This is a genomic window from Streptomyces sp. MB09-02B, assembly GCF_033794485.1.
In the GTDB taxonomy this organism is placed as follows: Bacteria; Actinomycetota; Actinomycetes; order Streptomycetales; family Streptomycetaceae; genus Streptomyces.
In genome coordinates, this window is record NZ_JARGEE010000092.1 from 1 (window position 1) to 24,962 (window position 24,962).

Genomic DNA, 24,962 nt, shown 5'->3' on the forward strand with positions numbered 1-24,962 from the left:
CGCGCGTACCGCCCCCGCGCCCCCCCGTGCCGCCGAGGCCGTTCGGCGCGGCGCGCGCCGGCGTCTGCGGTCCGGTCTGCGGTCCGGTCTTCTCAGCGTCCCCCTCGCCGCCTCCCTGGCGCTCCTGCCGTCCACCGCCGCGCATGCCGACGGCATCCGGGACCAGCAGTGGGCGTTGGACGCCATGCGCACGCAGGAGGCCTGGCGTACGACGAAGGGCGCCGGGATCACCGTCGCCGTGCTCGACACGGGCGTCGACGACGAACATCCCGACCTAGCCGGCAACGTCCTGCCGACGAAGGACATGGTCGGCTTCGGGGCCTCGCGCGGCGACCGCTCCTGGGCCCGCCACGGCACCGCCATGGCCGGCATCATCGCCGGCCACGGACACGGCGTGAACCGCTCCGAAGGCGTCCTCGGCATCGCCCCCGAGGCCAAGATCCTGCCCGTCCGCGTGATCCTCGAGGACGGCGACCCGTCCCGCTCCAAGGCCCGCAGCACCCGTGGCAACGCCCTCGCCGACGGCATCCGCTGGGCCGCCGACCAGGGCGTCGACGTCATCAACCTCTCCCTCGGCGACGACTCCGAGTCCGCCCACCCGGAACCCTCCGAGGACGCCGCCGTCCAGTACGCCCTGGCGAAGGGATCGATCGTCGTCGCCTCCGCCGGCAACGGCGGCGAGAAGGGCGACCACGTCTCCTACCCGGCGGCCTACCCGGGCGTGATAGCCGTGACCGCGGTCGACGAGGACGGCGACCGCGCCCCGTTCTCCACCCGCCGCTGGTACGCCACCGTGAGCGCCCCCGGCATGGACGTCGTCATCGCCGACCCGGACCGCAAGTACTACGAGGGCTGGGGCACCAGCGCCGCCGCGGCCTTCGTCTCCGGCGCCGTCGCCCTCGTCAGGGCGGCCCACCCGGGCCTGACCCCCGCGCAGGTCAAACGCCTCCTGGAGGAGACCGCGCGCGAAGCACCGGTCGGCGGCCGCGACGACTCCAGAGGCTTCGGGTTCGTCGACCCGGCCGCCGCCGTCGAGGAGGGCGGCAAGCTCGAACCGGACGACCTCAAGGCCGCCTCGTACGGCGGCCGGTACTTCGGCTCGGGCCCGGACCCGGTCGAGGAGGAGGATCCGACCGACGGCTGGACGGCCCCCGCCGCGGGCGGCCTCGGCGTGGTCCTGCTGATCACGGCGGTACTGATCTGGCGCGGCCGGGGCCGCGGCCGCCCCGACGAGTTCATCGTCTGACGCCCGCGCCTACGAGCCGGTGGCCACCCCCGCCGCCTCCGCCGCACCCGCCGCCCCCGCCGCGTCCGCCACCCCCGCCGTACCCGCCGCGTCCTCCGTACCGGCCGTGTCCTCCGTGCCCGCGAAGACCGACACCGCCGCCTTCGCCGCCGCCTCGACCGACGAGATCCCCTTCGCCTTCGTCGTGTGACCGTCGGACACCACGGCGACCAGATACTCCCGCCCGTCCGCCGCGACCCGGCCGACGCTGTTGATGTCCCACAACCCGGTGGCGGTACGGGGCAGCCACCCGTTCTTCAGGGCGAAGCCGGACCCCGAGGCCCCACCCGTCGCCGCCGCCGAGACACCCCAGTCCTGGCCCTCGGCGATCCGCCCCATCAAATCCTGGACGTACGCCCTTGAGGCCGCGCTCAGCTCGGAGGTGCCGTCGTCCCCGAACACCTGCCGCAGCAGGACGAGTTGATCGGCCGCCGTGGTCCGGGTGAGCCCCCAGTACAGCCCGTCGCCGCCCTCGGTCGCCGTCAGCCCGAACCGCTCGTTCGCCGCGTCCAGGCCGGCCGCCTGCCCGATGGCCCTCCACAGCGCCGTCGCGGAGCCGTTGTCGCTGTCGCGGATCATCACCGAGGCGTACGTCCGCTCCTGCGCGGTGAGCCGGCGGTCCGCGTCCTGCGCCTGGAGCAGCAGCGCCGCCAGGATGTTCAGCTTGACGATGCTCGCGGTGTCGAACCGGGCGTCCCCGTACGCCGCCGAGTCCCCGGAGGCCATGTCGAGCACAGCGACGGAGATCGCGGCCCCGTCCTCGACGGTCACCTCCGCCATGGCCGTCGCGAGCAGTTCGTCGCGATCCACCTCGGGCACCGCCACCGGTTCCACCGAAGCCTCCTCACCGGCCGTCACCGAAGCCTCCTCACCGGCCGTCGACGAGGGTACCGACGGCCCCGACGACGATACGGCCGAGGCACTGCGGTCCTGCGCCTGAGCCCGCATGAACACCGTCCCGACGCCCGTGCCGCCCACCAGGACGAGAGAGGCGAGCGCGAGGTGGAGGAGGGGACGGCGCCCGGACGTACGGGCGCGGCGACGGGCTCTGCGACGGGGCATGCCGCGATGGTTCTGGGCCGCACTGTGCGTGTGGTGAGGCGCTTGTTAAATGCTCGTCAGGGATGGCTGAGAAAACCGTGAGGGAGGTGACGGGCAGGTTTCCCGCCCGCCGCCCTGCCGATCGCCCGGGCTACTTCCCCCGATAGGGTCGACGACCGTGGCGAACAAGAACATTCCCGACCCCGGCTTCTCCGACGACGACGGCTCCGCCGACCCCCGGCTGAGCGCCGCTCTCGCCGCCTGGGCCGAGGACCGGACCGCCGTGGGCCCCGTCCTCGAAGCGCTCAAGGGCGCCCGACTGCTCGTGCCCGTCGTGGCCGTGCTCGGCGAGGTGGAAACGGACGAGAACGGGCTGCGCCGCGAGAAGACCAGCGACATGGCCGTGCCCACCCTCAAGGCCGGCGGCCGCACCGCCCTGCCCGCCTTCACCTCCACGGACAGCCTCGCCCGCTGGGACCCCGCCGCCCGCCCCGTCGCCGTACCGCTGCACCAGGCCCTGCAGGCCGCCGCGCACGAGAAGGCCGACACGATCGTCCTCGACCTGGCCGGCCCCGTCCCCTACGAGCTGACCGGCCGCGCCCTGCTCGCGCTCGCCGAGGGACGCACCACCACCGACCCGCTCGCCGACCCCGCGGTCCGCGACGCCGTACGTTCCGCCGTCGCCGCCGAGCCGGCCGTGCTCCGTGCCCACCTCGGCCCCGGCCAGGCCGACGGCACCCTGGCCCTGGTCATCGACGCGACCGCGCCCCCGGCCGAGACCGCGCGGTCCGTCGCCGGGCGCCTCGCCGCCGACGAGACACTGAGGGCCCGCCTGGTGCGCGGCCTCGACCTGGCACTGCTGCCGGCCGGGGCGACACCACCGGGCGAGCCCTTGTACGTACGGGCGTAGCCGTCGACTACGGCCCTGAAGGGGGCTAGCCGTAGATCGGGCCCGTGTACTTCTCGCCCGGGCCCTGGCCCGGCTCGTCCGGGACGAGCGACGCCTCGCGGAACGCCAGCTGCAGCGACTTCAGGCCGTCGCGCAGCGGGGCCGCGTGGAACGAGCTGATCTCGGTCGCGGACGCGTCCAGCAGACCGGCGAGGGCGGTGACCAACTTGCGGGCCTCGTCCAGGTCCTTGTACTTGTCGCCCTCCTCGGTCAGACCGAGCTTCACCGCGGCGGCGCTCATCAGGTTGACGGCGACCGTCACGATCACCTCGACCGCGGGGACCTCGGCGATGTCGCGGGTCATCGAGTCGAAGTCGGGGTTCTCAGGAGGGGTCTCACTCATGCCCCACACGATAGGCCCCGGCGCGTACCTCCCGACCTGCGGGAGTCCGCCGCAGCCCGATTGGCACGTCAGGTTTGAACCCGGTATGGTGGTGTCAAAGACCGGCTGGACACCTGTGTGCCCGGCCCGCAAGTGGAGGCTCCGCACTCCCACCTGACTGTCCTCAGGGACGGCAGGTCACCGGTCAGACGGCCCCCACCGTTCCGTACGGACGGTGGAGTCGTCCGATATTGCGCCCCGCGGCACACCCGCGGCGGTGCTCCGGCAGTTCATGGAGCCCCGCCTGTGTTCCGTCAGGGGCATTTTTCATGGCTCCCGGTGGTTGGTCCTGATGTCAACCAGACATGACGCGGCGGTCCGCCAGACCGTCGTGTGGTGCTACCGAGGAGGATCCATCAGCGCCGAGCCCCGCATCAACGACCGGATTCGCGTTCCCGAGGTGCGACTTGTCGGTCCCAGCGGCGAGCAGGTCGGAATTGTTCCGCTTGCCAAGGCCCTGGAGCTTGCGCAGGAGTACGACCTCGACCTCGTCGAGGTGGCCGCGAACGCCCGTCCGCCGGTCTGCAAGCTCATGGACTACGGGAAGTTCAAGTACGAGTCGGCCATGAAGGCCCGTGAGGCGCGCAAGAACCAGGCGCACACGGTCATCAAGGAGATGAAGCTCCGGCCGAAGATCGACCCGCACGACTATGACACCAAGAAGGGTCACGTCGTCCGGTTCCTCAAGCAGGGCGACAAGGTCAAGATCACGATCATGTTCCGTGGTCGCGAGCAGTCCCGGCCCGAGCTGGGCTACCGACTGCTGCAGCGTCTCGCGTCGGACGTCGAGGACCTCGGGTTCGTCGAGTCGAACCCGAAGCAGGACGGCCGAAACATGATCATGGTCCTCGGTCCGCACAAGAAGAAGACCGAGGCGATGGCCGAGGCCCGTCAGGCGCAGGAAGCCCGGAAGGCGGAAGCGAAGGCCAACCCCGGCAAGTCGCAGAACGCCGCCGACGCCGAGCACTCCGACGTGGAGCACGTCGAAGCCGAGGCGCCGGCCGAGGAGCCTGCCGAGGCGTAAGTCCCCGGGACGCGAGTCCGGGGGAAGCCCTGGACACCTGTCCAGGGTGTCAACCGATAGAAATGACGTTCCGTCGTGCCCGGTTTAGCGACCGGGCACCGGAGCGCCACTGACGAGGAGAGAACGGCGCTATGCCGAAGAACAAGTCGCACAGCGGTGCCAGCAAGCGCTTCAAGATCACCGGCTCCGGCAAGGTGCTCCGCGAGCGCGCCGGCAAGCGCCACCTGCTCGAGCACAAGTCGTCCCGCGTGACGCGTCGCCTCACCGGCAACGCCGAGATGGCCCCGGGCGACGCCGCGAAGATCAAGAAGCTTCTCGGCAAGTGACGTACACGGCGCCCCTCGTGAGCGTCGTACGTCAGGACCGGGACCCCATCGATTTCGGGTCGTGTGACGACAACCACGGCCCCGCTACAAGGAGTTAAAAAGTGGCACGCGTCAAGCGGGCAGTCAACGCCCACAAGAAGCGCCGGGCGATCCTCGAGCAGGCCTCCGGCTACCGCGGTCAGCGTTCGCGCCTGTACCGCAAGGCCAAGGAGCAGGTCACCCACTCGCTGGTCTACAACTACAACGACCGCAAGAAGCGCAAGGGCGACTTCCGTCAGCTGTGGATCCAGCGCATCAACGCTGCGGCCCGCCAGAACGGCATGACGTACAACCGCCTCATCCAGGGTCTGAAGGCCGCGAACATCGAGGTCGACCGCAAGATCCTCGCGGAGCTGGCCGTCAACGACGCGCCCGCGTTCGCCGCGCTGGTCGAGGTCGCGCAGAAGGCGCTGCCGGCGGACGTCAACGCGCCCAAGGCGGCGTGACGCTCGCGCCGGCCTGAGCCGCGTATGACCCGGGCCCGCAGGTGCAAGATGCCTGTGGGCCCGGGTTTTTTGGGGTGCGTCGTCGGGTGCGCCTCCGGTGGGGCTTCTCGCGCAGTTCCCCGCGCCCCCCGAAAAGCAGGGGCTGCGCCCCGTGCTTTTCAGGCCCGCAGGGCCGTGGTCTTTTCAGGCCCGCAGGGGGACGCGGGGAACTGCGCGAGAAGCCCCACCGGCCCGCACTCGCTGACGTACCGAACCCCCCGAGCTCTCCGATCCAAAGGTGACCCATGCCCGCCGTCCCCGAGTTGATCTCCCCCCGGTCCGCCCGCGTCGCCGCGGCCCGCCGGCTGGCGAAGCGGAACTTCCGGGGCAAGGACCGGCTGTTCCTCGCGGAGGGACCGCAAGCCGTACGGGAGGCCGCCGGGCACCGGGCGAACGGCACACCCACCCTGGTCGAGCTGTTCGCCACGCCCGACGCCGCGGAGCGCTACGCCGACATCGTCGGAGACGCCCGCGCCGCCGGCGCCCGCGTCCACCTCGCCGACGAGGCCGTCATCGCCGACATCTCCACCACCGTCACCCCGCAGGGCCTCGTCGGGATCTGCCGCTTCCTCGACACCCCCTTCGACGAGATCCTCGCCGCGCGGCCGACGCTCGTCGCCGTCCTCGCCCATGTCCGCGACCCCGGCAACGCCGGCACCGTCCTGCGGTGCGCCGACGCCGCCGGAGCGGAGGCCGTCGTGCTCACCGACGCCTCCGTGGACCTCTACAACCCCAAGGCCGTGCGCGCCTCCGTCGGGTCGCTGTTCCATCTGCCGGTGGCCGTAGGCGTGCCCGTGGAAGAGGCCGTCGCGGGACTCAAGGGCATCGGCGTACGCGTCCTCGCCGCCGACGGCGCGGGACAGGACGACCTCGACGACGAACTCGACAAGGGCGCCATGGGCGGGCCCACCGCCTGGGTGTTCGGCAACGAGGCCTGGGGGCTGCCCGAGGAGACCCGGGCGCTGGCCGACGCCGTCGTCCGCGTACCGATCCACGGAAAGGCGGAGAGCCTGAACCTGGCGACCGCCGCCGCCGTATGTCTCTACGCGTCCGCCCGTGCACAGCGCGCCTTCGGAGGGTGCCGCACCGTCACGCCCAGCTAGTAGGGTGACGGGCTCGGGGGCCCACTGCACAACGCGAGAGGTGGGGTACGGGGATGAGGGTCGGCACCAGCGGCACACCGGTGGCACGGGACGTGCGCGCCACATCCGCGGCCCGGCAGGGTGATCTCGCCGAACTGGGCATCGACCCCGACGACCTCCCCGACGGACTGGTCGTGGCCGACGAGAGCGGCCGCGTGATCTGCTTCAACGCCGCCGCAGCCCGGATCACCGCCACCCCCGCCGCCGACGCCCTCGGCCGCCCCCTCGAATGGGCCCTCCCCTTAGAAGACCTCGAAGGCCGCCGCTGGTGGCAGCTGACGGACCCGTACGGGGGGCTCGCCATCCGGGTCGGACAGCCCGAGCGGAACCTGCTGCTGCCCGGGGCACGCGAGATCCTCGTATCGGCCCGCTACATCCGCAGCGAACCCACCGGACCCGTCCGCCGGGTCGTCGTCTCGCTGCGGGACACCGAGGCCCGGCGCCGCACCGAGCGCAGTCACGCGGAGCTGATCGCCACCGTGGCGCACGAACTGCGCTCACCCCTGACGTCGGTCAAGGGGTTCACCGCGACGCTGCTCGCCAAGTGGGAGCGGTTCACGGACGACCAGAAGAAGCTCATGCTGGAGACCGTCGACGCCGACGCCAACCGGGTCACCCGGCTCATCGCCGAGCTGCTCGACATCTCGCGGATCGACTCGGGGCGGCTCGAAGTACGCAGGCAGCCCGTCGACATCGGGGCTGCCGTCGGACGGCACATCCAGGCCTACGTCGCCGCCGGACAGCCCGCAGACCGGTTCCTGCTGCGGATCGAGCAGCCGCTGCCCGATCTCTGGGCCGACCCGGACAAGATCGACCAGGTGCTGAGCAACCTGCTGGAAAATGCGGTGCGGCACGGCGAGGGAACCGTCACTATTGACGTCACGGCCACAGCGTCCCCCCGGGAGGGCGAGGACACCGCCACGTCGGTCACGGTGAGCGACGAGGGCAGTGGCATTCCGGAGGAGTCCATGAACCGCGTCTTCACCCGCTTCTGGCGGGGCAGCAAGCGCGGCGGCACCGGCCTCGGGCTGTACATCGTCAAGGGCATCGTCGAAGCCCACGGCGGCACCATCACCGTCGGCCGCGCCCCCGGCGGCGGTGCCGAGTTCCGATTTACGTTGCCCGTGGCGGCGCCGGCCTACCTGGCCTGAGCACCACGGGCGCGTTCGCAACACCTCCACCCCGTTAGACTCGGCCTTTGGCACCTTTGTGTCCTGCATACGGCTCTGAGCGCCGGTCACGGGGACCATCCGCCTGGGGGCACCTCCCAGCGTCAGCTGGGGGACAATCGGAAGCACGGGAAGAGATGTCGGCACCGAATAAGTCGTACGACCCTGTAGAGGTCGAGGCCTTGAAACCGGAAGAGATCGAGCGCATGCGGGACGAGGCGCTCGCCGCCTTCGCCGCCGCGGACTCCCTCGACGCGCTCCAGGAGGCCAAGGTCGCCCACACCGGGGGCACCTCCCCGCTGGCCCTCGCCAACCGCGAGATCGGCGCGCTGCCCCCGCAGGCCAAGGCCGCCGCCGGCAAGCTCGTCGGCCAGGCCCGGGGAGCGGTGAACAAGGGCCTCGCCGCCCGCCAGAGCGAGCTGGAGGCCGAGCGCGACGCCCGGGTGCTCGTCGAGGAGGCCGTGGACGTCACCCTGCCGTACGACCGCGTACCGGCCGGCGCCCGCCACCCCCTCACCACCCTGTCGGAGCGCATCGAGGACGTCTTCGTGGCCATGGGCTACGAGGTCGCCGAGGGCCCGCAGGTCGAGGCCGAGTGGTTCAACTTCGACGCGCTCAACATCGGCCCGGACCACCCGGCCCGCGGCGAGGCCGACACCTTCTTCGTGCAAGGGCCCGAGGGCGGCACCGAGTCCGGCGTCGTGCTGCGCACCCACACCTCGCCCGTGCAGATCCGCTCGCTGCTCAGCCGTGAGCTGCCGGTCTACGTGATCTGTCCCGGTGTCGTCTACCGCACCGACGAGCTGGACGCCACGCACACCCCGGTCTTCCGTCAGGTCGAGCTGCTGGCCGTCGACGAGGGCCTCACCATGGCCGACCTCAAGGGGACCATGGACCACATGGTCCAGGCGCTGTTCGGCGAGGGGATGAAGACCCGGCTGCGGCCGAACTTCTTCCCGTTCACCGAGCCGTCCGCCGAGATGGACATGGTCTGCTACGTCTGCCGCGGCGAGTCCGTCGGCAACCCCGACCGTCCCTGCCGCACCTGCTCCAGCGAAGGCTGGATCGAGCTCGGCGGCTGCGGCATGGTCAACCCCAAGGTCCTCACCGCCTGCGGCGTCGACCCCGAGAAGTACAGCGGATTCGCCTTCGGGTTCGGCATCGAGCGAATGCTGATGTTCCGCCACAACGTCGAAGACATGCGAGACATGGTCGAGGGTGACGTCCGGTTCACCCGGCCGTTCGGGATGGAGATCTGATGCGCGTCCCGCTTTCCTGGCTGCGGGAGTACGTCGACCTGCCGGCCACCCAGACCGGCCGTGACGTCCAGGCCAAGCTCATCTCCGCCGGACTCGAGGTCGAGACGGTCGAGCAGCTCGGCGACGGCCTCAAGGGCCCCCTCGTCGTCGGTCAGGTGCTGACCATCGAGGAGCTGACGGAGTTCAAGAAGCCCATCCGCTTCTGCACCGTCGACGTCGGCACGGCCAACGGCACAGGGGAGCCGCAGGAGATCGTCTGCGGCGCCCGCAACTTCGCCGTCGGCGACAAGGTCGTGGTCGTCCTCCCCGGCGCCGAACTGCCCGGCGGCTTCGCCATCTCCGCCCGCAAGACCTACGGCCGCAACTCGCACGGCATGATCTGCTCCAGCGACGAACTGGGCATGGGCGACGACGGCACCAAGGGCATCATCGTGCTGCCGCCGGAGACCGAGGTCGGCAAGGACGCGATCGAGCTGCTCGAACTCGTCGACGAGGTCCTCGACATCGCCGTCACCGCCAACCGCGGCGACTGCCTGTCGATCCGGGGCGTCGCCCGCGAGACCGCCATCGCCTACGGCCTGCCGCTGCGCGACCCCGCCCTCCTCGACGTCCCCGGCCCGAACGCGTTCGGGCACCCCGTCCAGGTCTCCGACCCGCTCGGCTGCGACCGCTTCACCGCCCGCACCGTCACCGGTCTCGACCCCGAGGCGCGCTCCCCGATCTGGCTCAAGCGCCGGCTGCAGAAGGTCGGCATGCGCCCGATCTCGCTCGCCGTCGACATCACCAACTACGTGATGATGGAGCTGGGCCAGCCGCTGCACGCCTACGACCGCTCCCTCGTCCAGGGCACGATCGGTGTGCGCCGGGCCGAGGAGGGCGAGAAGATCGTCACCCTCGACGGCACCACGCGTACCCTGCACGCCGAGGACCTGGTGATCACCGACGAGCGCGGCCCCATCGGCCTCGCCGGTGTCATGGGCGGCGCCGACACGGAGATCGCGGACCACGACGCCACCGAGAACGGCGGGAACGCGTCCACGGACGTCGTCATCGAGGCCGCCCACTTCGATCAGGTCGCCATCGCGCGCACGGCCCGCCGGCACAAGCTGTCGTCGGAGGCCTCCCGCCGCTTCGAGCGGGGCGTCGACCCGCTGGCCGCGGCGGCCGCCGCCCAGCGCACCGTCGACCTGCTGGTGCTCCTGGCCGGCGGCACGGCCGACGCGGGCGTCACCGAGGTGACCACCCCGTCCGCGCCACACACCATCACCATGCCGGCGGACCACCCGGACAGCGTCGCGGGCGTCGTGTACGGCCGCGAGACCGTCGTACGCCGTCTCCAGGAGGTGGGCTGCGACGTCTACGGCCAGGACGAGCTGCTCGTCACCGTGCCGTCCTGGCGGCCCGACCTCGCCGAGATCAACGACCTCGCCGAGGAGGTCATCCGTCTGGAGGGCTACGAGAACCTGCCCTCCACGCTCCCCAAGCCCCCCTCGGGCCGTGGCCTCACCCACCGGCAGCGGCTGCACCGCAGGGTCGGCCGGGCGCTGGCCGGAGCCGGTTACGTCGAGGCACCGAACTACCCGTTCATCGGCGAGCAGGTCTTCGACCAGCTCGGTCTGGAGGCGGACGACCCGGCCCGCCGCGTCGTGAAACTCACCAACCCGCTCAACGACGAGGAGCCCGCGCTGCGGACCTCGCTGCTGCCGGGTCTGCTGGGTGCGCTGCGGCGCAACGACGGCCGGGGCACGCACGACCTCGCCCTGTTCGAGACCGGCCTGGTCTTCCTCCCCCGTGCGGAGCAGCGTGTCGCCGTCGCGCTGCCGGTGGATCGCCGGCCCACCGACGAGGAGATCGCGACGCTCAACGCCGCGCTGCCCGAACAGCCGCGCCACGCCGCCGTCGTCGTCGCCGGGGCCCGCGAGCAGGCCGGCTGGTGGGGCAGGGGCCGCCCGGCCGACTGGGCCGACACCGTCGAGGCGGGTCGCGCGGTCGCCCGCGAGGCCGGTGCCGAACTGGTCGTCCGCAAGGGCCAGTACGGGCCGTGGCACCCGGGGCGCTGCGCCGAGTTCGTGGTCGTCGCCGACGGCACCGAGCGGGTCGTCGGCCACGCCGGTGAGCTGCACCCGCGTGTCCTCAAGGCGCTCGGGCTGCCGGCCAGGACGGCCGCGATGGAGATCGACCTGGACGCCCTTGAGCAGGTGGGGGGCAGCAGCCCGCAGGCGCCGAGCATCTCCACGTTCCCTGTCGCCACGCAGGACGTCGCGCTCGTCGTCGACGCGTTCGTGCCGCACGCCGACGTGGAGGCCGCGCTGCGTGAGGGCGCGGGTGAACTCCTGGAGGGCATCCGGCTGTTCGACGTCTACGAGAACGCGGAGCAGCTGGGCGACGGGCGGAAGTCGCTGGCGTACGCGCTGCGCTTCCGGGCCGCGGACCGCACGCTGACCGTGGACGAGGCGTCGGCGGCCCGGGACGCGGCGGTCGCCCTCGCGGGCGAGCGCACGGGGGCCGTGCTGCGTAGTTAGGGCACCTGAGGGGTGGGGGACTGCGGTTCGTACGGCGGCCGCGGGTCGTTCGTGGCTCGCTGCGCAGTTCCCCGCGCCCCTGGGGGGCATGGGGGGCGAGCCCTGATGCCCCCCCATGCCCCCCGTTGTGGTCACCTCACTCATTCGGGTGACAATGGTGAGTGATCGCCCCCATCCGGGCGCTCTGTGGACAGAATCGGACCGGCCTTTCTGGGCCTTACGCGCTGTCCGGGCCTGATGGGGGGCCAACGGCATGATTCGAAACAGGGCTGGGGCCCCTCGTCGGGCGTGGTCCCGGGGGCGCCGTCTCTCCGGCCGGTTCGGCGCCGGGATCGTCGGGGGTGCCGTGGTCCTCGCCGCCGGCACCGGGCTGATGCTCCACGTCAGACGGAGGATGCTGCGGGAAGTGCGGCAGGCGCGCGAGGTCGCCGGCGTCGCGCAGAGCGTGCTGCTCAGGCCGCTGCCCGCACGGATCGACGGGCTCGCCACCGCCGTCGCCCAGCTCTCCGCCGACCGGGGCGCGACCGTCGGCGGCGACCTGTACGAGGTGATCGCCACCGAGCACGGTGTACGGGTGGTGATGGGCGACGTACGCGGTCACGGGCTCGCCGCGATCGGGACCGTCGCCGCCGTCCTCGGCAGCTTCCGCGAGGCCGTCCACGACGAGGCCGAACTCGCCGGAGTCCTCGCCCGCCTCGACCGCGCCCTCGCCCGCCACCTCCGGGACCGCGCCCGCACCGAGGACACCGAGGACTTCGTCACCGTCCTCCTGCTGGAGATCAGCCCCGACGGCGAACTCCACGCCCTCAACTGCGGCCATCCCTGGCCCTACCTGCTCGGCGTCGACCGAGCGGTACCCCTCGCCCGCGCCGACCCGCTGCCCCCGCTAGGCCTCTTCCCGCTCCCCGCCGAACTCCCGGTCACCGCCTGCGGCCAACTCCTCCCCGGCGAGGCCCTGTTCCTCCACACGGACGGCGTGGAGGACGCGAGGGACAGCCAAGGGCGTTTCTTTCCTCTGACGGTCGCGCTGAGGGAAGCCGTACGCGGCCGTCCCATCGCTCCCCAGTCGGTACTCCGAGCCGTCTTCACGCAACTCCTCCGCCACACGGCGGGAAGGCCCAAGGACGACATCGCGATACTGGTACTCCGCAACGACCGCCCACTTGTCTTCAGGGGCGCGGCGCTGCATGAATCTGCGGCTCCGCCGCGGGGCGCGACCAGCCACCAACGACCCGCAGTCGACGTCCCACCAGTCGCCCCCACCCCGTAGTCGTCCCCGTTCCGCCCGGCAGGGCCACCGCACTGTACGAGGGGGAGCCGGCGGCCCGGCCGGCCTCTTGGCGAGGGATCCCAGTCAACCTGTCCGAAACTCTCTGCGACAGCGCGCACACAGCCCGAATTCGGCCGTTCCCGTCACACCCCGTGTGAAGAGGGAGGCGCTACGCTGCGATGCGCCGGCACCGAGCCACCGGAGGGCCTCCATGCAGCCCAACACCCTGCTCGACGCGATCCTCGACGAGGCCGGTATCTCCCACGCCGGTCTCGCCGCCCACGTCAACCAGGCGGGACGGGCCCGGGGGCTGGCGCTGAGGTACGAACACACCGCCGTGGCACGGTGGTTGAAGGGGCAGCGGCCGCGCGGACAGGTGCCCGACCTGATCTGTGAGGTGCTCGCCGGGCGGCTGCGCCGGACCGTCACCCTCGACGACATCGGGCTCGGCGTGCCGGGCGAGGCCGCCTCCCCGCACGGTGCCGGGCTCTCCGGTTTCGTGGAGCGCGCCACCGCCCTGTGGCGCTCCGACGAACAGCAGCGCCCCCATGTCCTCGGCGCCCCCGCCGTCACCGGGACGCCCGCCGTGATGCCCGTCTGGGAGTGGGAGAACCCGCCGGAGGACGTCGACGTCTCCCGGGGCGGACGGCACCGCGTCAGCATGGCCGACATCGAGATGCTGCGCGCGGCCCGGACGCACTACGAGCAGCTGTACCGCAAGGCCGGCGGCGTCGCGACCCGCACCCGAATCGTCGGCTTCCTCAACGCCGAGGCCGCGCCGCTGCTGCGGGGCAGCTACACCGACGCCACCGGACGCCAACTGCACCGGGCCACCGGGGGGTTGGTCGCGATCGCCGGGATCTGCGCGTACGACTCCGACGCCCACGGCCTGGCCCAGCGCTACTTCCACCAGGCGCTGCGGCTGGCCAAGGCCAGTGGGGACCGGGGACTCGGGGCGTATGTGATCGCGCTCCTCGTCAACCAGTCGCTCTTCATGCGGGAGTACCGGCAGGCCGTGGCCTTCGCCGAGGCGGCCCTGCGCACGGCCGGCACTGACATCACTCCGGCGCTCGCCTCCGATCTGTACGCGATGCAGGCGAAGGCGTACGCGCACCTGGGCGACGGCACGGGCGCGCTGTCCTGCATCCGGCGGGCGGAGCAGGCCGCCGAGCGCATCCGGCGCGGGTACGAACCCGATGAGACCGGCTATGTCCAACCCGGCCTGGTGAACGTACAGGTGGCGGAGGCACTGCTCAGCCTCGGTGACCTGACGGCCGCGGCGGAGCACGCCGCGGCGGCCGTCGACACCCCGGCGCACGACCGGGGGCGGGTGCACCGGCTCGCGATGTTCAGCCAGATCGAACTGCGACAGGGCAACGCGGACAAGGCGGTGGCCACCGCCGTCGAAATGGCCGAGCGGGCGCGCGGAATGGAGTCCATGCGCCTGCGTGACAGACTGCGGGCGGTCCGCGAACACCTCGTGCGCAGCGGCTGCGCGGGGACCTCCGAGGCCGCCGAACTCATCGACGGGGCGCTGCGCGTACCGCTCTGACACCGTCCCGGGGCGCGGCCGTGCACCGGCTGTGCGCCTGCTGTCACCAAGCTTCTGCTGCGATATTGCCACTTACTCGGCGGAAGGTGGCAGAACCGTGCAGTGGACGAAACAGAGCGAACAAACTGTGTATTCGAACCGCTGGTTCAGCGTCAATCTCGCGGATGTGGCGCTGCCGGACGGGCGGCACCTCGACCACTTCCTGATACGGCTGCGGCCTGTCGCCGTGGCCACGGTGGTCAACGAGGCGAACGAGGTGCTGCTCCTGTGGCGGCACCGCTTCATCACCGACAGCTGGGGCTGGGAGCTCGCGGCGGGCGTCGTCGAGGACGGCGAAGCCATCGCCGAGGCGGCCGCCCGCGAACTGGAGGAGGAGACCGGATGGCGGCCGGGACCCCTGCACCACCTGATGAGTGTCGAGCCCTCCAACGGGCTCGCCGACGCCCGGCACCACATCTACTGGGCCGACGAGGGGGCGTACGTCGGTCACCCCGTGGACGACTTCGAATCGGACCGTCGGGAATGGGTTCCCCTCAAGCTCGTCCCCGACATGGTCGCCCGCGGCGAGGTCCCGGCCGCCAACATGGCGGCCGCCCTGCTCCTGCTGCACCATCTACGACTCGGGCAGGACGCCAAGCCCTGAATTCCCGCGCGTCCCGCCCGAGGGACCCTAACGGCCCAGCACCTGCCAGACGGACACCACCAGGGCGCCCAGGGCCGTGAGGGCCGCCACCGCGGGCAGCGGCCAGCGGGCGTGTTCCAGGGCGACGACCCGCGCGCTCAGGTCGTCCAGCTCCTTGGCGGTCTGTTCGGCGCGGTGGCTCAGCAGGGTGTGCCCGCCTTCGACGCGCGCGTGTGCCACGTCCAGACGGCGGCGTAACTCTGCGAGTTCGCCGTGGAGCACGGGATGCTCGGGGTCGATGGCCACGAGTCCGCTCCTTTCTGTAGTCGTCCCATCCCTTGCATGCGCACGTGAAGTCAACTCGCCTGGTGGGCGGGTGGGGAGAGTGTGCGAACGGCATATGCGTGCGGACCGCGCACACGGTGTGTGAATACGACGGGCCCGGCACCGTCTCCGGTGCCGGGCCCGTGCGCGAAAGGGAACTGACCGTGCGTAGTCGGGCGGTCGGGGGATCAGGCGTAGGCGTAGAAGCCCGACCCCGACTTCCGGCCCAGCCGCCCCGCGTCCACCATGCGCTGCAGCAGCGGGGGAGCGGCGTACAGCGGTTCCTTGTACTCCTCGTACATGCTGTTGGCGATGGAGACGATGGTGTCCAGGCCGATCAGGTCGGACAGCTTCAGCGGCCCCATCGGGTGGGCGCAGCCCAGCTCCATGCCGTTGTCGATGTCCTCGCGGCCCGCGATGCCCGACTCGAACATCCGGATCGCGGAGAGCAGGTACGGCACCAGCAGCGCGTTGACGACGAAGCCCGAGCGGTCCTGGGCCCGTACGGCGTGCTTGCCGAGCACCTTCTCGGCGAACAGCTGCGCCCGGCTGAGCGTGCCCTCGGAGGTGGTCAGCGCCGGGATCAGCTCGACGAGCTGCTGCACCGGGGCCGGGTTGAAGAAGTGGATGCCGATGACATGGTCCGGCCGCGAGGTGGCGACCGCGAGCTTCACCAGCGGGATCGAGGAGGTGTTGGAGGCGAGGATCGCGTCCGGGCGGGTCACCACCTGGTCGAGCACCTGGAAAATCTCCGTCTTCACCTGCTCGTTCTCCACGACCGCCTCGATGACGAGGTCACGGTCGGCGAACTCGCCGAGATCGGTGGTGAAGCTCAGGCGCGCCTGGGTGTCGTCCCGCTCCGCCTCGGTGATCTTGCCGCGCTCGGCGGCCTTGGACAGGGAGTTGAACAGCCGGGTACGGCCGATCTCCAGGGCTTCGCCGGTGGTCTCGGCGACCTTGACGTCCAGGCCGGCGCGGGCGCACACCTCGGCGATGCCCGCTCCCATCTGGCCGCAGCCCACGACTCCGACGCGTGCAATGTCTCCCGCCGGGATGTCCGTCACATCGTCCCTTTCAGTGGTTTTCGTGGCCGGCAGATACCCCTGGTGGGGGACTGCGCCAAACCTGCACGTTACCCGCGACGCCTACTGATCAGTATTCCGGGTGTCACATGGAAGGCTGGTCCGGGATCGGTCCGCGCCGGGGCGGACACGCGTGACGCGGCAGGCGGAGGTACGAGGATGCATCGGAAGCCACGGATGTCACGGCGGGCCTTCTGGGCGACCGCCGCGGCGACCGTCGTGGCGGCGGGCGGGGTGGCGGCGGGCACCGCCATCGCCGGCGGCGAGCCGAGCCCGCGCCGCAGGGCCGGCGAGGGCGAGCTGCGCGGCATGTGGCTGGCCTCCGTCCTCAACCGGGACTGGCCCTCGAAGGCCGGGCTGACCGCCGCCCGACAGCGCGCGGAACTCCTCGCCCACCTCGACACCGCGGTGGACCGCCGCCTCAACGCGGTGATCTTCCAGGTCCGCCCCAGCGCCGACGCCCTCTGGCCCTCCCCGCACGAGCCCTGGTCCCAGTACCTCACCGGCACCCAGGGCAAGGACCCCGGCTGGGACCCGCTGGGCACGGCCGTCCAGGAGGCGCACGCCCGGGGCCTCGAACTGCACGCCTGGTTCAACCCGTACCGGGTCGCCGTCCACACCGACCCGAGCCGGCTGGTCGCCTCCCATCCGGCGAGGCAGAACCCCGACTGGGTCGTCCCCTACGGCGGCAAGCTGTACTACAACCCCGGCATCCCCGCCGTCCGCGCCTTCGTGGAGAAGGCCATGCTCGACGCCGTACGCAGGTACGCCGTGGACGCCGTGCACTTCGACGACTACTTCTATCCGTACCCGGTGGCCGGGCAGGTCTTCGACGACGACGCGGCCTACGACCGGTACGGGGCGAGCTTCCCCAACCGGGCAGCCTGGCGGCGCGACAACATCGACCTGCTGGTGCGGGAGACGGCGGCCCAGATCAAGGCGATCCGCCCCGGCACCCAGTTCGGGATCAGCCCCTTCGGCGTGTGGCGCAACGCCGCGACCGACGCGTCGGGCTCGGACACCCGGGCGGGCGTGCAGACCTACGACGACCTGCACGCGGACACCCGGAAATGGGTCCGGGAGAACTGGATCGACTACATCGTCCCCCAGCTGTACTGGAACATCGGCTTCACCGCCGCCGACTACGCCAAGCTGCTGCCCTGGTGGGCGGAGACCGCCCGGGGCAGCGGGACGCGGCTGTACCTCGGGGAGGCCCTCTACAAAGCGGGCGACCCGGCCCAGCCCGCGTCCTGGCAGGACCCGGCCGAACTCTCGCGGCACCTCACCCTGGCCCGCGACGTTCCCGAGGCACGCGGACACGTCTTCTTCTCGGCCAAGGAAGTCGGCCTCGACAAGATCGGCGCGATGGCACGCGTGGTCGCCGACCACTACCAGCGGCCGGCGGAACCACCGCGCTGACGAAGACCCGCTACTCGGTGTCCCCGAGGTGACGGACGACCGTGTCCGGGCCCGGGGACATCAGCGCCTCGTGCCCGTCGTCGAACCTGACCCGGTAGGGCGGATTCCCGTTCTGGCCGAGCACCTCCAGGACCTCCGCGGTCCGGTCGTGGTGCCCGACGGTCCTGCCGTGCACCAACAGGGTGTCGCCTTTGGCTGCCTGCATCGGGGGCCTCCTCGTCTCGCACGGGAGTGGCGGTCCGTGACCGCAGTCTGTTGCGGGCGGCGCCGGTTGCACCGGTCGCGTACGGGCTCAGGCGGACGAGCGCTGGGTGACCGCGATGCAGACCAGTACCGCGGCCGCCGTCAGGGGCGCGGCCGGGGTGAGCTGCTCGCCGAGGAGCAGCACCGACCACACCAGTGTGAGCAGCGGCTGCGCCAGCTGCAACTGGCTGGCCTTCGGTATGCCGATCGCCGCCATGCCCCGGTACCAGACGACGAGCCCCAGGAACTGGGACCCGGCCGCCACCCACACCAGCCCGGCCACGCTGTGCGCGGTCAGCTGCGCCGGTTCGTACGACAGGGCCAGAAGGGCGCCCGGCACGCTCAGCGGCAGACAGAGCACCAGCGCCCAGCCGATGACCTGCCAGCCGGGCATCACCCGGGCCAGCCGGCCGCCCTCGGTGTAGCCGGCCGCGCACACCAGCAGGGCGCCGAAGAGACAGAGGTCGGCCGTGGTGAGGGAGCCGCCGCTCTGGGCCACGGTGAACGCGAGCACCGCGGCGGCTCCGGCAAGGGCGGCGGTCCAGAAGGTGCGCGAGGGACGGGTGCCCATGCGCAGCGCCGAGCACAGGGCGGTCGTCAGCGGGAGCAGACCGACCACGACGGCGGCGTGCGCGGTGGTGGAGGTCCGCAGCGCGAGCGTGGTCAGCATCGGGAAGCCCAGCACGACACCGGCGGCCACGACCGCGAGCCCCGCCCAGTGCCGACGGCCCGGCAGGGGGACCCGAAGCGCCAGCAGACACACGCCCGCGATGACGGCGGCCAGGGCGCTGCGCACGGCCACGAGTGACCAGGGGCCGAAGCCCTCCAGGCCCCAGGCGGTGGCGGGGAAGGTGAGGGAGAAGGCGGTGACACCGAGGGCTGCCTGCAGCGTGCCGCCGGCGCGGAGGCGGTGACCGCGCGGGGGCGCGGCGGGGGCGTGGTGGTCGCCCGGGGTGGGCCGGGGGCCGGCGATGGCACCGGTTCCCGAGGTGCGCGGCTGCGGTCCGGTGTCTTCCCGGTCACCCCCCACCGCTACTGAGGTTTCGGCGATAGCGCTATTCTCTACTCTCATGCAAGAGCGTAGCAGTGTCGCGGAACTGGCGGAACAGCTGAGAGAAGAGCTCGACCGCTACTCTGTGGGTGGAAAGCTGCCGTCCAGTCGTGCCCTCGTCGAACGGTTCCGGGTGAGCCCGGTGACCGTGTCACGGGCCCTGGCGCAGCTGGCCGCAGAGGGTCTGGTGGTGACCCGGCCGGGGGCGGGCGCCTTCCGGGCGAGCCCACGCGAGAGCGGTACGGCACCGGTGGGGGACACCTCCTGGCAGGAGGTCGCGCTGAGCGCGGACGGCAGCGCCGAGCCGTCGCCCCGCACGATCGACGCCTCCGGGGTCCTCGTCTCGCTCGCCTCCCCGCCGCCCGGCGTCATCGAGTTCAACGGCGGCTATCTGCACCCGTCGCTGCAGCCGGAGCAGGCGATGGGCGCAGCCCTGTCCCGGGCGGGGCGCCGGCCCGGGGTGTGGGCGCGGCCTCCGGTCGAGGGGGTGCCGGAACTGCGCGAGTGGTTCGCGCGGAGCATCGGCGGGGCGATCACCGCCGCCGAGGTGATCGTCGCTGCGGGCGGCCAGTCCGCCCTGACCACCGCGCTGCGCGCCCTCGCCCCGCCCGGGGCGGCCGTGCTCGTCGAGTCGCCCACCTACCCCGGCATGCTGGCGATCGCCCGGGCGGCCGGGCTGCGACCAGTACCGGTCCCGGTCGACGCCGACGGGGTCAGACCCGCCCTCCTCGCCGACGCGTTCAAGGCGTCCGGCGCCCGGGTCTTCGTCTGCCAGCCGCTCTTCCAGAACCCCACCGGCGCCGTCCTGACGGCCGACCGCAGGGGAGAGGTGCTGCGGATCGCCCGCGAGGCGGGAGCCTTCGTCGTGGAGGACGACTTCGTGCGTCGTCTGGCGCACGAGGACGCCGGCCCCCTGCCGCGACCACTGGCCGCCGACGATCCCGACGGTGTGGTGGTGCACGTCTCCTCGCTGACCAAGGCGACCTCGCCCAGCTTCCGGGTCGGCGCGCTGGCCGCGCGGGGCCCGGTCCTGGAGCGGCTGCGCGCCATCCAGGTCGTCGACACCTTCTTCGTGCCGCGCCCCCTGCAGGAGGCCGCCCTCGAACTCGTCGGCTCGCCCGCCTGGCCCCGCCATCTCCGGTCCGTCTCACGGGAGTTGAAGCGCCGTCGGGACGCACTCACCTCCGGGCTGCGGTCGCGCCTGCCCCAACTCGCCCTGCCCCACCTCCCCTCCGGCGGCTACCACCTGTGGCTGCGCCTCCCCGACGGAACGGACGAGGCGGCCCTGGTCGCCGCCGCCCTGCGCACGGGTGTCGCCGTCACCCCCGGCCGCCCCTACTTCAGCGCCGAACCCCCGGCCGGGCACCTGCGGTTGAGCTTCGCCGGGGTCGCGGGCGCCGGCGAGATCTCGGAAGGGGTGCGGCGGCTGGAGGAGGCCGTAAAGGGTTCGACAGCGGGCGCCCGGACTGCGAACGTCCTGACATGAGCGACGAGTCGAACCCCGCCGTCCCGCAGGGCTACGAGATCTCCGACGATCCCGGACGCATCGACGTCGGACGGGTCCACCGCTGGCTGTCCACCGACGCCTACTGGGCCCTCGGCCGGGCCCGCGCGAAGCAGGAGAGCGCGATCCGGGGATCCCTCAACTTCGGCGCGTACGAAGTGGGTTCGGGGGAGCAGGTCGCGTACGCGCGGGTGGTGACCGACCGGGCCACGTTCGCCTGGCTCTGCGACGTGTACGTCGCCCCGTCGGCGCGCGGGAACGGGCTCGGCACCGCGCTGGTCACGGCCGTGCGCGACCAGCTGCGGGCGTACGGGGTGCGGCGCGTCCTGCTCGCCACGCACGACGCGCACGGCCTCTACGCGAAGCTCGGGTTCGAGCCGCTCGCCAAGCCCGACCAGTGGATGGCTCTGGTGTTCGAGTGAGGGGTAGAGGGCGGCGACGCGTGCCCGGAGTGCCCGACGCGGTACCCCCGGTAACTCCTGAGTAACGCCTCTTGACCTGCGCAGAACCCCGTTCCACCATCGCCGCATGCATCTTCGGGTCACGTTCGTCGCCGCCGCGCGCTGCTCCTCGCTGCTCGCGGAGCGTTTCGAGGACGACCGGCCGCTGGACCAGGCCGGCTGGGACGAAGTGCAGCGCGCCGCCCACGATCTGGTGCCGCTGGCGGCGGCCGAGCTGCGCTACTGCTCGCCCACGCCGCGCAGCCGTGCCACCGGGGACGCCCTCGGCTACGCGCCGCTGGCCCAGCCCGCGCTGCGGGACTGCGACATGGGCCGCTGGCGCGGCTTCACGCTGGGCGAGGCCATGGCGCGGGAGCCCTCGGCCGTGGACGCCTGGCTCGCCGACCCGCACTCCACCCCGCACGGTGGTGAGTCACTGATGGCCTTCATCTCCCGCATAGGCGGTTGGCTCGAGACCCGTCCGGTGGGGGAGGGCGGACGGGTCGTCGCGGTGGCCGAGCCGTCGGTGCTGCGCGCCGCCCTGGTCTACGCCCTGAAGGCCCCGCCGTCGTCGTACTGGAACATGGACGTCCGTCCGCTGTCGACGCTCACGGTCGCGGGCCACGCGGGCCGCTGGAACCTGCGGTTGGGCGCCGCGCAGTAGAAGCGGGGTCTCCGGCCGACCGGTCGCGGGTGTAGTCGGTGACCAGGAGCAGGTCCTTCGCGGGGCCGCCGACCCGCCAGGTCGTCCGCCAGCGGTCCTCGTCGTACACCTCGAACTCGCCCCGGTAGAGGTCGGCGGCGCAGGGGTGGTCGGTGCGCCACCGCCCGGTCGTCAGATCCAGGTCGTGGAAGGGGCGGCCGTCGGCGAAACGGACGTCCGCCGCGCCGGGCGCGGCCCCCGGCAGGAAGCGCAGGGTGCGTTCGGCGGGACGCGGGACACCCTGCCAGACGAAAGTTCCGGTTTCCCGGTGCAGGAGGCCGCCGTCGTCCAGTGGGCTGAAAACGGTCGCCCCGGAGAACTCTCCTTCCGCGCCGCTCGCCAGGTCCCGCACGGACCGTAGGACCCGCCACCTTCCGCGGAGATGCGCCGACGCGTCGGGGACTGGCAGGAAACCGCTCATCCGTCCTTCTTTTCCGAGACTTTCGGTGCCGTGCGACCCGTTGACGCCGTCTTGGTCACCTCCCTATCTTGCCGTTCGATGTGCTGATCATCGTTCGGCAAGTCGAACGAACTTCCTTTCGTCCATGTAACTCCCTGCACCTCACGACCCCACCCCGAGCCGCGGAGTATCCATGTCACGCAGTACCCGCACCCGTTGGAGACTCGGCCTCACCGCCACCGCCTTCCTGGTGGCCGCAGCCTCCGTCCCGGCCCCCGCGCACGCCGAGGACGTCACCGACTACGCGATCACCGTCGACCCGGCCGCCAAGGGCGCGAAGATCGACGACACGATGTACGGCGTCTTCTTCGAGGACATCAACCGGGCCGCCGACGGCGGTCTGTACGCCGAACTCGTGCAGAACCGGTCCTTCGAGTACTCGACCGCCGACAACCGCGCCTACACCCCCCTCACCTCCTGGACCGTCGACGGCACCGCGCAGGTCGTGAACGACGCCGGCCGACTCCACGAGCGCAACCGCAACTACCTTTCCCTGGGCGCCGGTTCGGCCGTCACCAACGCGGGCTACAACACCGGCGTCCGCGTCGAGGAGGGCAAGAAGTACGACTTCTCGGTGTGGGCGCGCGCCGACAGCCGTACGGCGCTGACCGTCACCCTCCAGGACGCCGACGGCACGCTCGCCGAGGCCCGGCGGGTGTCGGTCAAGGGCGGCTGGGCCAAGTACCGGGTCTCCTTCAAGGCGACGCGGACCAGCTCCCACGGTCGTCTGACCGTCGCCTCCGCCGGCGCCGTCGCCCTCGACGAGGTGTCCCTCTTCCCGCGCGACACCTACAAGGGGCACAGGAACGGCCTGCGCAAGGACCTCGCCGAGAAGATCGCCGCACTGAAGCCGGGCTTCGTCCGCTTCCCCGGCGGCTGCCTCGTCAACACCGGCTCCATGCAGGACTACAGCGAGGCCTCCAACTGGGAGCGCCAGCGCTCGTACCAGTGGAAGGACACCGTCGGCCCCGTCGAACAGCGCGCCACCAACGCCAACTTCTGGGGCTACAACCAGAGTTACGGCCTCGGCTACTACGAGTACTTCCAGTTCTCCGAGGACATCGGCGCCATGCCGCTGCCCGTGGTGCCCGCCCTCGTCACCGGCTGCGGCCAGAACAAGGCCACCGACGACGAGGCCCTGCTCCAGCGGCACATCCAGGACACCCTGGACCTCATCGAGTTCGCCAACGGGCCCATCACCAGCAAGTGGGGCAAGAAGCGGGCCCAGATGGGCCACCCGAAGCCCTTCCACCTCACCCACCTCGGCGTTGGCAACGAGGAGAACCTGCCGGACGAGTTCTTCGCCCGCTTCCAGAAGTTCCGGGCCGCCATCGAGGCGAAGTACCCCGACATCACGGTGATCTCGAACTCCGGCCCCGACGACACGGGCACCACCTTCGACACCGCGTGGAAGCTGAACCGTGAGGCCGACGTCGACATGGTCGACGAGCACTACTACAACAGCCCCCAGTGGTTCCTCCAGAACAACGACCGCTACGACTCGTACGACAGGAAGGGCCCGAAAGTCTTCCTCGGCGAGTACGCCTCCCAGGGCAACGCCTTCAAGAACGCGCTCTCCGAAGCCGCGTTCATGACCGGCCTGGAGCGCAACGCCGACATCGTGAAACTGGCCTCCTACGCGCCGCTCCTCGCCAACGAGGACTATGTGCAATGGCGCCCCGACATGATCTGGTTCAACAACCACGCGTCGTGGAACTCCGCCAGCTACGAGGCGCAGAAGCTCTTCATGAACAACGTCGGCGACCGTGTGGTGCCGTCGAAGGCCACCGGCACCCCGGCGCTGACCGGTCCGATCACCGGAGCCGTCGGCCTCTCCACGTGGGCCACGACAGCGGCGTACGACGACGTGAAGGTGACGTCGGCCGACGGCGCGTCCCTGTTCGCCGACGACTTCGGCGGTGACGCGTCGAAGTGGAACCACACCGGCGGCGGCAGCTGGAGCGTCCAGGACGGCCAGTACGTGCAGACCGACGCAGCCGCCGAGAACACCATGGTCACGGCCGGTGACACCGCCTGGCACGACTACGACCTCAAGGTGAAGGCCACCAAGAAGTCCGGCAAGGAGGGCTTCCTCGTCGCCTTCGGCGTCAAGGACACCGGCAACTTCTACTGGTGGAACCTCGGCGGCTGGAACAACACCACCAGCGCGGTCGAGCAGGCCGTCGACGGCGGCAAGTCCTCGCTGATCTCCAAGCCGGGCACGATCGAGACGGGCCGGACGTACGACGTCGAGGTCAAGGTGCGCGGCCGGCAGGTGACCCTGCTGCTGGACGGCAAGGAGTGGGGAAGCTTCACCGACGACAAGCCGGCGGAGCCGTTCCGGCAGGTCGTGACGCGGGACGCGAAGACGGGTGACCTGATCCTGAAGGTCGTCAACGCGCAAGGGGTGGCCGCGCGTGCGGCGATCGACCTCGGCGGTGCGAAGGTGCGCTCCACGGCGCGCGTGACGACGCTCACGGCCGCGCCGGACGCGGTGAACACGGAGACGGCTACGCCGGTGGCGCCGGTGAAGTCCACGTTCAGCGGGGTGGCCAGGAAGTTCAGCTACACGTTCCCGGCGAACTCCGTGACGTTCCTGAGGATCAAGAAGCGGTGACGGGGGGAGCGGGCCGGGCTCTGTGAGCCGGGCCCGCTCCCCCCGTCACCGC

24 protein-coding genes are annotated in these 24,962 nt (G+C 71.6%); 17 read left to right on the forward strand and 7 right to left on the reverse strand.

Annotation, left to right across the window (positions count from 1 at the left end):
- Nucleotides 1-64: 64 nt before the first annotated feature.
- Entirely contained in the window at nt 65-1,246 is a 1,182-nt protein-coding gene (gene mycP, locus P1P70_RS15665) for a type VII secretion-associated serine protease mycosin (protein WP_319237630.1), read from the forward strand.
- 9 nt (nt 1,247-1,255) lie between these two features.
- Here the strand turns inward: mycP and P1P70_RS15670 are convergent, their stop codons facing one another.
- A complete protein-coding gene (locus tag P1P70_RS15670) occupies nt 1,256-2,347 on the reverse strand; it encodes a hypothetical protein (RefSeq protein WP_319237593.1) in 1,092 nt (363 codons plus the stop codon).
- Nucleotides 2,348-2,504: 157 nt separating this feature from the next.
- Here P1P70_RS15670 and P1P70_RS15675 point away from each other — a divergent pair, with 157 nt between their 5' ends.
- Nucleotides 2,505-3,236 carry an SseB family protein gene (locus P1P70_RS15675; RefSeq protein WP_319237594.1) on the forward strand — a complete coding sequence of 244 codons (732 nt, stop codon included), beginning with the start codon at nt 2,505-2,507 and terminating at the stop codon, nt 3,234-3,236.
- A 25-nt stretch (nt 3,237-3,261) separates the two neighbouring features.
- On the opposite strand, the gene P1P70_RS15680 is transcribed toward P1P70_RS15675, so the two are convergent.
- Entirely contained in the window at nt 3,262-3,618 is a 357-nt protein-coding gene (locus P1P70_RS15680) for a DUF1844 domain-containing protein (protein ID WP_033531706.1), read from the reverse strand.
- A 331-nt stretch (nt 3,619-3,949) separates the two neighbouring features.
- Between P1P70_RS15680 and infC the strand changes: the two genes are divergently transcribed.
- The 10 genes from infC (at nt 3,950) to P1P70_RS15730 (ending at nt 15,088) form a co-directional block, all read left to right on the forward strand.
- Nucleotides 3,950-4,681 carry a translation initiation factor IF-3 gene (gene infC, locus P1P70_RS15685; RefSeq protein WP_196790283.1) on the forward strand — a complete coding sequence of 244 codons (732 nt, stop codon included), beginning with the start codon at nt 3,950-3,952 and terminating at the stop codon, nt 4,679-4,681.
- Between the two features lie 131 nt (nt 4,682-4,812).
- Complete coding sequence (gene rpmI, locus P1P70_RS15690; protein ID WP_003977225.1) at nt 4,813-5,007, forward strand: 50S ribosomal protein L35; 195 nt, start codon at nt 4,813-4,815, stop codon at nt 5,005-5,007.
- A gap of 101 nt (nt 5,008-5,108) precedes the next feature.
- Nucleotides 5,109-5,492 (forward strand): 50S ribosomal protein L20, encoded by a 384-nt coding sequence (gene rplT, locus P1P70_RS15695; protein WP_045557148.1) that lies wholly within the window; start codon nt 5,109-5,111, stop codon nt 5,490-5,492.
- A 284-nt stretch (nt 5,493-5,776) separates the two neighbouring features.
- Nucleotides 5,777-6,634, forward strand: coding sequence for an RNA methyltransferase (locus P1P70_RS15700; RefSeq protein ID WP_319237596.1), 858 nt, complete (start codon nt 5,777-5,779; stop codon nt 6,632-6,634).
- 53 nt (nt 6,635-6,687) lie between these two features.
- A complete protein-coding gene (locus P1P70_RS15705) occupies nt 6,688-7,824 on the forward strand; it encodes an ATP-binding protein (RefSeq protein ID WP_319237598.1) in 1,137 nt (378 codons plus the stop codon).
- 155 nt (nt 7,825-7,979) lie between these two features.
- Nucleotides 7,980-9,101 (forward strand): phenylalanine--tRNA ligase subunit alpha, encoded by a 1,122-nt coding sequence (pheS, locus tag P1P70_RS15710; RefSeq protein ID WP_046916215.1) that lies wholly within the window; start codon nt 7,980-7,982, stop codon nt 9,099-9,101.
- Nucleotides 9,101-11,623 (forward strand): phenylalanine--tRNA ligase subunit beta, encoded by a 2,523-nt coding sequence (gene pheT, locus P1P70_RS15715; protein ID WP_319237600.1) that lies wholly within the window; start codon nt 9,101-9,103, stop codon nt 11,621-11,623. Before pheS ends, pheT begins: the two co-directional genes overlap by 1 nt.
- 253 nt (nt 11,624-11,876) lie before the next feature.
- Complete coding sequence (locus tag P1P70_RS15720) at nt 11,877-12,893, forward strand: PP2C family protein-serine/threonine phosphatase (RefSeq protein ID WP_319237602.1); 1,017 nt, start codon at nt 11,877-11,879, stop codon at nt 12,891-12,893.
- Between the two features lie 211 nt (nt 12,894-13,104).
- Nucleotides 13,105-14,445, forward strand: coding sequence for a transcriptional regulator (locus tag P1P70_RS15725; protein WP_319237604.1), 1,341 nt, complete (start codon nt 13,105-13,107; stop codon nt 14,443-14,445).
- A 97-nt stretch (nt 14,446-14,542) separates the two neighbouring features.
- Entirely contained in the window at nt 14,543-15,088 is a 546-nt protein-coding gene (locus P1P70_RS15730; protein ID WP_319237606.1) for an NUDIX domain-containing protein, read from the forward strand.
- A 27-nt stretch (nt 15,089-15,115) separates the two neighbouring features.
- Here the strand turns inward: P1P70_RS15730 and P1P70_RS15735 are convergent, their stop codons facing one another.
- Both P1P70_RS15735 and P1P70_RS15740 read right to left on the reverse strand, forming a co-directional pair.
- Nucleotides 15,116-15,373: a hypothetical protein gene (locus P1P70_RS15735; protein ID WP_319237608.1), complete on the reverse strand. Its 258-nt coding sequence runs from the start codon at nt 15,371-15,373 to the stop codon at nt 15,116-15,118.
- Between the two features lie 206 nt (nt 15,374-15,579).
- Nucleotides 15,580-16,455: a 3-hydroxybutyryl-CoA dehydrogenase gene (locus P1P70_RS15740; protein WP_319237611.1), complete on the reverse strand. Its 876-nt coding sequence runs from the start codon at nt 16,453-16,455 to the stop codon at nt 15,580-15,582.
- A gap of 177 nt (nt 16,456-16,632) precedes the next feature.
- Between P1P70_RS15740 and P1P70_RS15745 the strand changes: the two genes are divergently transcribed.
- Nucleotides 16,633-17,892 (forward strand): glycoside hydrolase family 10 protein, encoded by a 1,260-nt coding sequence (locus P1P70_RS15745; protein ID WP_319237614.1) that lies wholly within the window; start codon nt 16,633-16,635, stop codon nt 17,890-17,892.
- A 10-nt stretch (nt 17,893-17,902) separates the two neighbouring features.
- Here the strand turns inward: P1P70_RS15745 and P1P70_RS15750 are convergent, their stop codons facing one another.
- Both P1P70_RS15750 and P1P70_RS15755 read right to left on the reverse strand, forming a co-directional pair.
- On the reverse strand, nt 17,903-18,097 hold the full coding sequence (locus tag P1P70_RS15750; protein ID WP_045557157.1) for a DUF1918 domain-containing protein: 195 nt from the start codon (nt 18,095-18,097) through the stop codon (nt 17,903-17,905).
- An 87-nt stretch (nt 18,098-18,184) separates the two neighbouring features.
- Nucleotides 18,185-19,207, reverse strand: coding sequence for a DMT family transporter (locus tag P1P70_RS15755; RefSeq protein ID WP_319237617.1), 1,023 nt, complete (start codon nt 19,205-19,207; stop codon nt 18,185-18,187).
- Between P1P70_RS15755 and P1P70_RS15760 the strand changes: the two genes are divergently transcribed.
- The 3 genes from P1P70_RS15760 (at nt 19,206) to P1P70_RS15770 (ending at nt 21,794) form a co-directional block, all read left to right on the forward strand.
- Entirely contained in the window at nt 19,206-20,672 is a 1,467-nt protein-coding gene (locus P1P70_RS15760) for a PLP-dependent aminotransferase family protein (protein ID WP_319237619.1), read from the forward strand. The genes P1P70_RS15755 and P1P70_RS15760 overlap by 2 nt on opposite strands.
- Entirely contained in the window at nt 20,669-21,112 is a 444-nt protein-coding gene (locus P1P70_RS15765; protein WP_319237621.1) for a GNAT family N-acetyltransferase, read from the forward strand. The genes P1P70_RS15760 and P1P70_RS15765 overlap by 4 nt, the downstream gene beginning before the upstream one ends.
- A 106-nt stretch (nt 21,113-21,218) precedes the next feature.
- Nucleotides 21,219-21,794 carry a histidine phosphatase family protein gene (locus P1P70_RS15770; protein WP_319237623.1) on the forward strand — a complete coding sequence of 192 codons (576 nt, stop codon included), beginning with the start codon at nt 21,219-21,221 and terminating at the stop codon, nt 21,792-21,794.
- On the opposite strand, the gene P1P70_RS15775 is transcribed toward P1P70_RS15770, so the two are convergent.
- Nucleotides 21,739-22,254, reverse strand: a complete 516-nt coding sequence (locus tag P1P70_RS15775) for a DUF6314 family protein (protein ID WP_319237625.1) — start codon at nt 22,252-22,254, stop codon at nt 21,739-21,741. The two genes, P1P70_RS15770 and P1P70_RS15775, sit on opposite strands and share 56 nt — an antisense overlap.
- A 172-nt stretch (nt 22,255-22,426) precedes the next feature.
- On the opposite strand from P1P70_RS15775, the gene P1P70_RS15780 reads away from it, so the two are divergent.
- Nucleotides 22,427-24,910 (forward strand): alpha-L-arabinofuranosidase C-terminal domain-containing protein, encoded by a 2,484-nt coding sequence (locus P1P70_RS15780; RefSeq protein ID WP_319237627.1) that lies wholly within the window; start codon nt 22,427-22,429, stop codon nt 24,908-24,910.
- Nucleotides 24,911-24,962: the final 52 nt, after the last annotated feature.